The organism is Stenotrophomonas sp. 80084_Sma (genome assembly GCF_056481995.1).
The window spans coordinates 4,711,261-4,722,500 of sequence record NZ_CM151177.1; the positions used below are offsets into that span (position 1 = coordinate 4,711,261).

General features: G+C 63.5%; 8 protein-coding genes and 2 rRNA genes (1 of these 10 running past the window's edge). 4 read left to right on the forward strand and 6 right to left on the reverse strand.

Translation table 11 applies throughout. From position 1 onward, the window contains the following. Positions 1 to 17: 17 nt before the first annotated feature. Positions 18 to 929, forward strand: a complete 912-nt coding sequence (locus ACZK3W_RS21610) for a BPSS1780 family membrane protein (protein WP_043399673.1) — start codon at positions 18 to 20, stop codon at positions 927 to 929. Positions 930 to 1,014: 85 nt separating this feature from the next. Here the strand turns inward: ACZK3W_RS21610 and tatC are convergent, their stop codons facing one another. The 4 genes from tatC to ACZK3W_RS21630 form a co-directional block, all read right to left on the reverse strand. After that, a complete protein-coding gene (tatC, locus tag ACZK3W_RS21615; protein ID WP_032128455.1) occupies positions 1,015 to 1,764 on the reverse strand; it encodes a twin-arginine translocase subunit TatC in 750 nt (249 codons plus the stop codon). Beyond that, entirely contained in the window at positions 1,761 to 2,258 is a 498-nt protein-coding gene (tatB, locus tag ACZK3W_RS21620; protein WP_125893289.1) for a Sec-independent protein translocase protein TatB, read from the reverse strand. The genes tatC and tatB overlap by 4 nt, the downstream gene beginning before the upstream one ends. A 15-nt stretch (positions 2,259 to 2,273) precedes the next feature. Then, positions 2,274 to 2,501 (reverse strand): Sec-independent protein translocase subunit TatA, encoded by a 228-nt coding sequence (tatA, locus tag ACZK3W_RS21625; RefSeq protein WP_032128453.1) that lies wholly within the window; start codon positions 2,499 to 2,501, stop codon positions 2,274 to 2,276. Positions 2,502 to 2,576: 75 nt separating this feature from the next. Next, the gene (locus ACZK3W_RS21630; RefSeq protein WP_100469988.1) at positions 2,577 to 3,470 is read right to left on the reverse strand and encodes a lipid-binding SYLF domain-containing protein; all 894 of its coding nucleotides are present in this window, start codon (positions 3,468 to 3,470) and stop codon (positions 2,577 to 2,579) included. Positions 3,471 to 3,635: 165 nt separating this feature from the next. Between ACZK3W_RS21630 and hemH the strand changes: the two genes are divergently transcribed. The 3 genes from hemH to ACZK3W_RS21645 all read left to right on the forward strand — a co-directional run bounded on the left by hemH (position 3,636) and on the right by ACZK3W_RS21645 (position 7,845). Beyond that, entirely contained in the window at positions 3,636 to 4,598 is a 963-nt protein-coding gene (gene hemH / locus ACZK3W_RS21635) for a ferrochelatase (protein ID WP_125893287.1), read from the forward strand. Beyond that, a complete protein-coding gene (locus ACZK3W_RS21640) occupies positions 4,595 to 5,449 on the forward strand; it encodes an alpha/beta fold hydrolase (RefSeq protein WP_032128450.1) in 855 nt (284 codons plus the stop codon). The genes hemH and ACZK3W_RS21640 overlap by 4 nt, the downstream gene beginning before the upstream one ends. 290 nt (positions 5,450 to 5,739) lie before the next feature. After that, on the forward strand, positions 5,740 to 7,845 hold the full coding sequence (locus tag ACZK3W_RS21645) for a methyl-accepting chemotaxis protein (protein ID WP_125893285.1): 2,106 nt from the start codon (positions 5,740 to 5,742) through the stop codon (positions 7,843 to 7,845). A 453-nt stretch (positions 7,846 to 8,298) separates the two neighbouring features. Here the strand turns inward: ACZK3W_RS21645 and rrf are convergent. Both rrf and ACZK3W_RS21655 read right to left on the reverse strand, forming a co-directional pair. After that, positions 8,299 to 8,413, reverse strand: a 5S ribosomal RNA gene (gene rrf / locus ACZK3W_RS21650). Between the two features lie 127 nt (positions 8,414 to 8,540). Next, positions 8,541 to 11,240: ribosomal RNA gene (locus tag ACZK3W_RS21655) — 23S ribosomal RNA — on the reverse strand (it continues 181 nt past the right edge of the window).

Here is an 11,240-nt window from a genome sequence, read left to right on the forward strand (position 1 = left end):
GTCCTTCCCGGATGTCCATGAAAGAGATTCGCAAGCTGCCGGCCTCGGCGGGCGCCCAGTGGTTGCTGGATACGTTCTCCCTGTACCGGCGTGCGCCGCTGCAGCTGGCCCGGATCGGCCTGACCTGGCTGCTGGTGAGCTGGGTGGTGACCCTGCTGTCGACCTTGATTCCCGGCGCCGCCGGCATGGCAGTACAGCTCATGACCCTGGCCATTTCGCCGATCATGTTCGGCGGCATGCTGTATGCCGTGGGCGAGATCGACGAAGGCCGCCCGGGCCTGGCCTCGCACCTGCTGCAGCCGATCCGCGACCACCGCGTCAGCCACCTGCTGGTGCCGCTGGCGATCCAGGTGCTGGCGGTGCTGCTACTGGGCGCACTGTTGTTCATGATGATCGGCCGCGAGGGCTTCACCGCCTTCAGCGAGGTCATGACCAAGATGGAAGAAATCAGCCGCAGCGGCCAGCAGATCAAGCCGGACGACGCGGCCGCGCTGGTCGCCAACCTGCCGGCCAAGCGCATCGCGCTGTGGATGCTGCTGGTGTTCCTGAGCGCGGTGGCGCTGTCGCTGGCGATGTTCACCCAGCCGGCGCTGGTGGTGTTCGACAAGCAGAGCGGCATGCATGCGCTGCGCCTGAGCCTGCAGGGCTGCATCGAGAACATCGGCGCGATGTTCGTGTTCGCCGCGCTCGGCCTGATCGCCGCGTTCTGCATGTACATCCTGTTCGTGATCGTGATCCAGATCGCGATGCTGATCGGTGGCCCGCTGGCTGCGGCCTTCATCGCCCAGCTGGTGCTGACCACGGTGCTGATGCCGCTGTATGTCGGCGCGGTCTACGCCGCGTGGAAGCAGATGTTCGTGCATCGCGGCAGCCGCGCGGCCCCACCGATCCCGACCACGCCGACCTCAAGCGACGTGTTCCACGCCTGACGGAAAAAGGGGACGGAGGGGATTAAGTCGTTAGCTGCACACACTGGGCATAGACGACTTAATCCCCTCCGTCCCCTTTTTTCTTTCAGGCGGCGGGTTTCTTCACTACCGATGACGGCACCAGCCAGCGTGCGGCGTGGATGCCCAGTTCGTAGAGCAGGCACATCGGAATCGCCAACATCAGCTGCGAGACCACGTCCGGCGGGGTCAGCACTGCGGCCACCACGAAGATGCCGACGATCGCGTAACCGCGGCCTTCCTTGAACTGCTGCGGCGTCACCCAGCCCAGCAGCACCAGGATCACCATTGCCACCGGCAGTTCGAAGCTGCCGCCGAAGGCAAAGAAGATCGCCAGCACGAAGTCCAGGTAGGCGTTCGCATCCGGAGTGATCGCGATCACGTCCGGGCTGAAGGTGGTGAGGAAGTGGAATACCGCCGGCAGCACCAGGAAGTAGGCGAAGGCACAGCCGGCGTAGAACAGCAGCACCGACGACACCAGCAACGGCACCGCCAGGCGCTTCTCGCGCGCATACAGGCCCGGGGCAACGAACGCCCACAGCTGGTACAGCAGCCACGGCACCGCCACGAACAGGGCCACGAAGAAAGTCAGCTTCAGCGGGGCGAAGAACGCACCGGCCGGGTTGGTGGCGATCATCGTCTGCCCGTTCGGCAGCTGCGAGACCAGCGGTTCGGCCAGCGCGTTGTACAGCTTCTGGGTAAACGGCAGCAGCGCCAGCAGCACCACGCCCAGGCCCAGCAATGCGCGCACCAGGCGGCCGCGCAGTTCCACCAGATGTTCGACCAGCGAGCTTTCGCCGAAATCCTGTTCACTCATGGATGACGCTCCGTGCTCTGCGTCGGCGGCGTCGGGCCGGCTTCAGGGGACGTGGCAGGAACGGCCCCTGAAGAAACAGCGCCTTCCGTAGCAGCCGTGGTCGAAACCGGCCCGCCATCCTGTGCCGGCGCTTCGGTCTCGGCCGGCTGGCTCAAATGTGGCGGCAGATCGGCCTGTGCGGGTGTACGCACTTCCTGCACCAGGTCATCGCCCTGCTGCTGGGCCTCCTGCGCTTCGCGACGGATCGCTTCACCGCTGGCGCGCAGCTGGTTCTCGGTGTCCTGCATGCCCTGGCGCACGTCCTGCATCTGCCGCTTGATGTCCTCGGCCTGCAGTTCGCGCTCCAGTTCCTGTTTCACCGAATCCCACTGATTACGGGCACGTCGCACCCACAGGCCGGCGAAGCGGGCCGCCTTGGGCAGGCGCTCGGGACCGAGCACCACCAGGGCGACCACCGCAATCACCAGCAGCTCGCTGAAGCCGATATCAAACACCGCGACCGCTCCGGATCAGCGAGCGTTACGGTCGTGCTCGTCCTGCGCGGCGCGCGAGGCGTCCTGGCTGCGCGATTCATCGCCCAGCTGCGCGTTCGGCTTGTCCTCGTCGCGCATGCCCTTCTTGAATTCCTTGACCGCCGAACCGAGATCCTTGGCGCCACTGGTCAGGCGCTTGGTGCCGAACACCAGCAGGACGATGGCCAGCACGACCAACCAATGCCAGATGCTGAAACTGCCCATAAAGACGCTCGTTACGTTAGTGATCAGGCTGTCGAGCATAGCGCACCGGGTGTTAGCCGGCGCGCGTGACGAAAGTCAGTTTCCGCCCAGCGTTTCCGTGCGGATTTCGCCGTCGTTGACCGGCTGGAAGCCCTGCTGCTGCGGCGGCGGGTTCTGCGGCACGTTCTGCAGCGGTGCGGTAGTGGCTTCGGCCGGGGCGGCCGGCGCTGCCTGAACAGGCGCCGGAGCAACCGCCGGGGCCGCTGCCGGGCGCGGCGCGCTACCGCCGTTGCCGTTGCGGTTGTTGCGCGCGGCGTAGGTGGCCTCTTCCAGGCGGTCGCGGAACGTGACCACATCCATCGACGGCGAACCGGCCGCGCGGCCTTCGAAGATCATGCGCGGCGTGGTGTTGCTGCCGTAGGCGTCCAGATTGGCGGCATCGTCGATCTGCAGCACCGCACCATCCAGAGCGACACCGGCGAACAGGCCGCGGGCGCGCGACCAGGACCAGATTTCGGCCTTCAGCTGGCCGTCGGTGGCGGCGGCGGCATTGCGGCCGACCGGGCCGGCGGCGACACCCGCATCCGCGCCCAGCGTGAACTTGCCGTTGACCAGGTTGTCCAGGCTGCGGTCGTTGCGGAACACCAGCACCACATCGGAGGACTGCACGCCGGCCTGGAAGCCGATGCTGCCGCCGGTGAGCTTCACGAACACCGGATTGGACCAGGCACCGTTGGGCATGCGCACGGACATCAGGCCGTGGCCACGACGACCGCCAATGACCAGACCGGCCTTGATCGTGTCGGGAATGACGATGACCGCGCGGCCTTCGTCGAGCAATTTGTCCGGAATGCCCTGTTCAGGGATTTCCTGGATTTCAGCCAGCACGCGCACGGCATTGCGGGCACGCTGGTCTTCCTGCGGTCCGGCCATGGCCTGGCTGGACAGCAGGCTGGCGGCGATCAGCAGGGCTTGGATCGGGCGACGCATGGCAGGCTCCAGAAGTCAGTCCATAGGAAGATATAGCAAGTGACTGAAATTAGTAGTGTTGTCATGAATCCCCAATGAGCGTTCCCTGCTCACATTGATGCGCGCTATGCCTGCAATCCGAACCCTGCATCCCGGCGCGGCACCGGATCGGCGACAATACCGCTCATGCTCGACGCACCCGATACCGCCGTGCTGGCGGTCAACCTAGGCACGCCCGAGACGCCGACGGCCCCCGCCGTACGCCGTTACCTGGCTGAATTCCTGTCCGACCCCCGCGTGGTCTCGATCCCGGCACTGCTGTGGCAGCCGTTGCTGCGCGGACTGATCCTGCCGCTGCGCAGCAGCCGTTCAGCGGCCAAGTACGCCCAGGTCTGGCTGCCGGAGGGCTCTCCGCTGATGGTGCATACGCGCCAGCTGGCGCAGGCCATGCAAGCGCTGTTGCCGACCCTGACGGTGCGCCATGCAATGCGCTATGGCGAACCAGCGCTGGCCAGGGAACTCGACCGGCTGGCGGCCGACGGTGCGCGCCGCATCGTGGTGCTGCCGCTGTACCCGCAGTACTCCACCACCACCACCGCCTCGGTCGAAGACCGCGTCGATGACTGGCAGCGCCGCAATCCGGGCGTGACCGTCAGCCTGGTGCGCGACTATTCGGTCGATCCGGGCTGGGTCGACGCCGTTGCCGGCTCGATCCGCCGCTACTGGGAACAGCACGGTCGTGGCCAGAAACTGATGTTCTCCTTCCACGGCATTCCGCAGCGTCTGGCCGATGCCGGCGATCCGTATCCGCAGCGCTGCGAGGCCAGTGCGCAGGCCATCGCCAAGGCGCTGGAGCTGGGCAGGGACGACTGGCAGATGGGCTATCAGTCGCGCTTCGGCCGCGAGCGGTGGCTGCAGCCGTATGCCGAGCCCAGCCTGTGGGCGCTGGCCGAATCCGGCGTGAAGCAGATCGACGTGGTGTGTCCGGGCTTCGCCACCGACTGTCTGGAGACGCTGGAAGAAGTGGCACTGGGCTTCACCGAAACACTGGCCGAGCGCGGCGCGACGATGCGCTACATCCCCTGCCTCAACGCCGAACCGGAGCACGCGCGTGCGCTGGCACGGCTGGCCGTGGCGTCACTGGCATGAGCCTGCAGCCGTTTGAACTCGAGGTCGGTGGCGCGCGCGTCGCCGGCCTGCGCAACTACGGTGATGGCCCGCGCGTGCTGGCCCTGCATGGCTGGCTCGACAACGCGGCCAGCTTCGTGCCGCTGGCGCCGCATCTGTCGTCGTTGCAGCTGGTGGCCATCGACCTGCCCGGCCACGGCCACAGCGCGCATCTGCCGGCCGGTGCCAGCTACACCACGGCCGCCGCCATCTGTCACGTACTCGACGTCGCCGACGCGCTGGGCTGGGACCGTTTCAGCCTGCTTGGCCATTCGATGGGCGCCGGCATCGCCAGCCTCACCGCCTCGGTCAGCGACCGTGTCGAACGGCTGGTGGCGATCGAAGCACTCGGCGGCCTGCGTGGTCCTGAGGAAGAAACCGCCAACCGCCTGCGCGAACATGTAAATGCCACACGCGCACTGGCACGCAAGCAGCTGCGCGTGTTCCCCGACCTCGCCGCGCCGATCCGCGCGCGGATGATGACCAACCAGCTCAGCGAGCGCTGTGCACGGCTGCTGGTCGAGCGCGGCGTGGAGCCGGTCGAAGGTGGTTACCGCTGGTGCAGCGACCCGCGCCTGATGCTGCCCACTGCGATCCGCCTCAGCGAAGGCCAGATCGACAACCTGCTGCAGGCCATCGCCTGCCCGACGCAGGTGATCTACGCCACACCTGCGCAGTCGTACTATCCCGAGCCGATGCGCAGCGATCGCCTGCAGCACCTGCGCGATGGCCGTCTGGCGGTGTTTGCCGGCAACCATCACCTGCACATGGAAGACCCGGAACAGATCGCGGGCGTGATCCTGCACTTCTTCAGCAACGGCAACGCCGGCTGAGCAAACGTATCCGCGCGCTTCACTCCGCGCGTTTGCGGCCGATACATCAGTTGCGGGCCCCTGCGTCCGCAGCACGCAGGTCCGGTCGGGCCTGCGGCGTGTGTCTGGTTCTGCAAGGAAGTCCGCATGCCCGCTCTGCTGCACCGTCACCCACAGGATGTGGCCACGGTGTCCCGTCTCCGCGTCGCTGATCGCGCCGCATTCCCCGAATTCCCGGCTCGCGCCCTGCACACGCACTCCTGCGTGTGCCGCGGCGTGGCTGTTGTCGTTTGCTGATCCAGGAGTCGCCGATGTCCGTTGCATCTTCCCGTCCCCCCGATACCGCCCGCATGCCGCATCTGCAGCAGCTCGCGCACCGCGCTGACCGTCGACTGCTGATCGGCAGCGCGGCGTTGGCTGTGGCTGGCCTCGTGCTCGCCCTGCGTGGGCCCCACGTACCGGGCGCTGCGTTGGCCGCGGCCGCCGTACTGCCCGCCCTCTGGCTGGCCGGTCCACAGGCGGGCCGGGCCGTCGCCCGCAATGGCCAGGCATTGCTGTTGTCGCTGCAGCTGGCCTTGTTGTGCGCGATCGTCAGCCTGTCACCGGCATTGCCGATTGCGCTGTTGCTGGGCGTGCTGCTCAGCCACCGCGATCGCCTGCCGGTATGGCTGGCCGGTGGTGTTGGCACCCTCGCCCTGCTGGTACCGCTGCTGCACGGCGCAGCCGTGGGACCGACGTTGCTGCAGGCGGGCCTGTTCGCCAGCCTGACCGTGTTCCTCGGCCAGGTCGCGCTGCGCCTGCGCCAGCAGACCGAGGCGCTTGGCCACGGCCCACGCCGCCTGGCGGCACTGGCGCGCGATATCGCGACGGGCACCGATCTGAGCGCACATGCGGATACCGCGGCCTATGCACCCGGTTCGCTGGCCCATGCACTGGCCGATACCGCCCGCCACGTACAGGCGCAGCGTGGGCGCGAGGCTGACGCGCATGCCGAGAATGCGCAGATCCGCCAGGCGCTCGACGCCTCGCGCACCGCGATGATGATTGCCGACAACGACCACGTGATCCGTTACGTGAACCGCTCGGTGGTGGCCCTGCTGCGCAACCAGCAGGCAACACTGCGCCAGGCCTTCCCCGACTTCGACGCCGAGCGCCTGGTCGGCAGCAGCATCCACCGCTTCCACGCCAACCCGGACCGCATCCGCGCGATCCTCAATGGCCTGCAGGTCACGCACAACGGCAAGGTGCAGATCGGCCCGGTGCACTTCGCGCAGGTGGTCACCCCGGTGTTCGATGCGCAGGGCGTGCGCCTGGGCTTCGCCGTGGAATGGCATGACCGCACCCATGAACTCTCGCTGGAAAACGCCGTGGCCGGCATCGTCGCTGCGGCAGCGGCCGGTGATCTCGACCAGCGCCTGCAGGCCACTGAAGGTGCCAGTTTCCTCGATGGGCTGACCGGTGGCATCAACCAGCTGCTCGATACGCTCGGCAGCACCGTCAACGAAGTGCGGCAGATGCTCTCGGCACTGGCCAATGGCGATCTGGACCGGCGCATGCACGGCGAGTATCACGGTGCTTTCGCTGCCATCCAGCGCGATGCGAATGCCACGGCCGGTCAGTTGGCACGCATGGTCGGTCGCATCCAGGAATGTGCGGCGTCGATCAGTACCGCCGCCAGCGAGATTGCCGCCGGCAACGGCGCGTTGTCCGAGCGCAGCGAGCGCCAGGCCGCGCACCTGCAGGAGACCGCAGCGTCGATGGAGGAACTCACCGCCACCGTGCGCCAGAACGCCGCCCACGCGCGTGAGGCCAGTGCGTTGGCAGCTTCCACGCAGAGCGCTGCCAGTGACGGCAACACGGCCATGCAGCGGGTGGTGAATACCATGCAGGCCATCGAAGGTGCTTCGAAGCGGATCGGCGACATCACCGGCGTCATCGACGGCATTGCCTTCCAGACCAATATCCTGGCCTTGAACGCAGCCGTGGAGGCGGCACGCGCCGGCGAACAGGGCCGAGGCTTCGCGGTCGTGGCCAGCGAGGTGCGGGTACTGGCGCAGCGCTCTGCGGCGGCGGCCCAGGAGATCAAGAAGCTGATCGACGAAGCCGGCCGCCAGGTGGGTGAGGGTGCCCAGCTGGTAGCTGACGCCGGCCAACGCATGCAGGGCATTGTTGGCGGCGTGGAGGATGTCAGCCACCTGATGCGCGAGATTTCCGCGGCGTCGCAGGAGCAGTCGATCGGCATTGAGCAGATCAACCAGACCGTAGTGCAGATGGATCAGGCCACACAGCAGAATGCCGCGCTGGTGGAGGAAGCCACCGCGGCCGCACGCGAGCTGCAATCGCAGGCGGGTACGCTTACCGAGGCGGTGTCGGTGTTCCGCCAGCAGGAACCGCACGAGGTCTCGCAGGCCGCCTGATCCGGGCCTTCAGTTCGATCCTGATCAAGACGGCGCCCGCAGGGCGCCGTCTTTTTGTTGCGTAGGCCTTGCTGCCAGTAGCTGCCAACCTTGGTTGGCGCCGTGGTTCCTCACGAAGGGCATCCACGCATGGCGTGGATCTACTGGTAGTGCCGGCCGCTGGTCGGCAATCACAGCCACGCGCACTGTCTGGGCCTGCTGCCGGGGTTGGCACCGATCTTTGCAGGGACAGCCCATCCACGCACGGCGTGGATCTACTGTGGGTCCGCATGCCCTCGGTAGACGCCAACCTTGGTTGGCGCTGTGGCTGCCCGCGGAGAATATCCGCGTATGGCCTGGATCTAACGGGCGATGTAACGCCATCGGGTTGCCGGCCAGCGGCCGGCACTACCCGCATTTCGCGCGCACAAAGAAAAACCCCGCTGCGTGAGCAGCGGGGTTTTTGGGTGTAAACCCTGGCGATGACCTACTCTCGCATGGCTTGAGCCACACTACCATCGGCGCAGCTGCGTTTCACTTCCGAGTTCGGGATGGGATCGGGTGGTTCCACAGCGCTAATTTCACCAGGGAGGCGGTTGGAGCGTCGCCATCCGATACAACTGGATAAGGCGCCTGCCTCTCGTAGTTCTTGTGACGTAGCGTGCACTTGGATGCTCTTACGACGTTGTCGTAAAGCCAAGGCAACTTGAGGTTATATGGTCAAGCCTCTCGGATCATTAGTATCAGTTAGCTCAATACATTGCTGTACTTACACACCTGACCTATCAACCACGTAGTCTACATGGTTCCTTCAGGGGGCTTGTGCCCCGGGAGATCTCATCTTGAGGCGCGCTTCCCGCTTAGATGCTTTCAGCGGTTATCGCTTCCGAACATAGCTACCCGGCAATGCCACTGGCGTGACAACCGGAACACCAGAGGTTCGTCCACTCCGGTCCTCTCGTACTAGGAGCAGCCCCTCTCAAATCTCCAACGCCCATGGCAGATAGGGACCGAACTGTCTCACGACGTTCTGAACCCAGCTCGCGTACCACTTTAAATGGCGAACAGCCATACCCTTGGGACCGACTACAGCCCCAGGATGTGATGAGCCGACATCGAGGTGCCAAACACCGCCGTCGATATGAACTCTTGGGCGGTATCAGCCTGTTATCCCCGGAGTACCTTTTATCCGTTGAGCGATGGCCCTTCCATACAGAACCACCGGATCACTAAGTCCTAGTTTCCTACCTGCTTGATCCGTCGATCTTGCAGTCAAGCACGCTTATGCCTTTGCACACAGTGCGCGATGTCCGACCGCGCTGAGCGTACCTTCGAGCTCCTCCGTTACTCTTTAGGAGGAGACCGCCCCAGTCAAACTACCCACCATACACGGTCCCCGACCCAGATAATGGGCCCAGGTTAGAACGTCAAGCACGACAGGGTGGTATTTCAAGGATGGCTCCGCCACAGCTAGCGCCATGGTTTCATAGCCTCCCACCTATCCTACACAGACGAACTCAACGTTCAGTGTAAAGCTATAGTAAAGGTTCACGGGGTCTTTCCGTCTTGCCACGGGAACGCTGCATCTTCACAGCGATTTCAATTTCACTGAGTCTCGGGTGGAGACAGCGCCGCTGTCGTTACGCCATTCGTGCAGGTCGGAACTTACCCGACAAGGAATTTCGCTACCTTAGGACCGTTATAGTTACGGCCGCCGTTTACTGGGGCTTCGATCAAGAGCTTCGCCTTGCGGCTGACCCCATCAATTAACCTTCCAGCACCGGGCAGGCGTCACACCCTATACGTCCACTTTCGTGTTTGCAGAGTGCTGTGTTTTTGATAAACAGTCGCAGCGGCCTGGTTACTGCGACCCTCTTCAGCTATAGCTCGCACGAGCCACCAAAAAGGGTGCACCTTCTCCCGAAGTTACGGTGCCATGTTGCCTAGTTCCTTCACCCGAGTTCTCTCAAGCGCCTGAGAATTCTCATCCTACCCACCTGTGTCGGTTTACGGTACGGTCTGCGTAAGCTGAAGCTTAGGAGCTTTTCCTGGAAGCGTGGTATCAGTGACTTCGCCATAAAGGCTCGTCTCGGTGCTCGGTCTTAAAGGATCCCGGATTTGCCAAAGATCCAAACCTACCGCCTTTCCCCAGGACAACCAACGCCTGGTACACCTAACCTTCTCCGTCCCTCCATCGCACTTACGCGAGGTGCAGGAATATTAACCTGCTTCCCATCGACTACGACTTTCGTCCTCGCCTTAGGGGCCGACTCACCCTGCGCCGATTAACGTTGCGCAAGGAAACCTTGGGCTTTCGGCGTGCGGGTTTTTCACCCGCATTATCGTTACTCATGTCAGCATTCGCACTTCCGATACCTCCAGCAGACTTCTCAATCCACCTTCAACGGCTTACGGAACGCTCCTCTACCGCGTACATATAAATATGCACACCCCAAGCTTCGGTTCACTGCTTAGCCCCGTTAAATCTTCCCCGCAGACCGACTCGACCAGTGAGCTATTACGCTTTCTTTAAAGGGTGGCTGCTTCTAAGCCAACCTCCTGGCTGTCTGTGCCTTTCCACATGGTTTTCCACTTAGCAGTGAATTTGGGACCTTAGCTGTGGGTCTGGGTTGTTTCCCTTTTCACGACGGACGTTAGCACCCGCCGTGTGTCTCCCATACAGTCCGTCTCGGTATTCGGAGTTTGCAATGGTTTGGTAAGTCGCGATGACCCCCTAGCCATAACAGTGCTCTACCCCCGAGAGGATACATATGAGGCGCTACCTAAATAGCTTTCGAGGAGAACCAGCTATCTCCGGGTTCGATTAGCTTTTCACTCCTAATCACACCTCATCCCCTACCTTTGCAACGGGAGTGGGTTCGGGCCTCCAGTGCGTGTTACCGCACCTTCACCCTGGGCATGACTAGATCACCCGGTTTCGGGTCTACTGCCCGCGACTATGCGCCCTTATCAGACTCGGTTTCCCTTCGCCTCCCCTATACGGTTAAGCTTGCCACGAACAGTAAGTCGCTGACCCATTATACAAAAGGTACGCAGTCACTCCTTGCGGAGCTCCTACTGCTTGTACGCACACGGTTTCAGGTTCTATTTCACTCCCCTCTCCGGGGTTCTTTTCGCCTTTCCCTCACGGTACTGGTTCACTATCGGTCGGTCAGTAGTATTTAGCCTTGGAGGATGGTCCCCCCATGTTCAGACAGGGTTTCACGTGCCCCGCCCTACTCGTCTTCACTGAAATGGCCCTTTCAGATACAGGGCTATCACCTTCTATGGCCGCTCTTTCCAGAGCGTTTTCCTAGAACCAAATCAGCTTAAGGGCTAGTCCGCGTTCGCTCGTCGCTACTTACGGAATCTCGGTTGATTTCTTTTCCTCTGGTTACTTAGATATTTCAGTTCAC

Coding starts and splice junctions, on each gene's coding strand:
- ACZK3W_RS21610 (WP_043399673.1), top strand. CDS start 18: ATGAAAGAGATTCGCAAGCTGCCGGCCTCGGCGGGCGCCCAGTGGTTG.
- tatC (WP_032128455.1), bottom strand. CDS start 1,764: ATGAGTGAACAGGATTTCGGCGAAAGCTCGCTGGTCGAACATCTGGTG.
- tatA (WP_032128453.1), bottom strand. CDS start 2,501: ATGGGCAGTTTCAGCATCTGGCATTGGTTGGTCGTGCTGGCCATCGTC.
- ACZK3W_RS21630 (WP_100469988.1), bottom strand. CDS start 3,470: ATGCGTCGCCCGATCCAAGCCCTGCTGATCGCCGCCAGCCTGCTGTCC.
- hemH (WP_125893287.1), top strand. CDS start 3,636: ATGCTCGACGCACCCGATACCGCCGTGCTGGCGGTCAACCTAGGCACG.
- ACZK3W_RS21640 (WP_032128450.1), top strand. CDS start 4,595: ATGAGCCTGCAGCCGTTTGAACTCGAGGTCGGTGGCGCGCGCGTCGCC.
- ACZK3W_RS21645 (WP_125893285.1), top strand. CDS start 5,740: ATGTCCGTTGCATCTTCCCGTCCCCCCGATACCGCCCGCATGCCGCAT.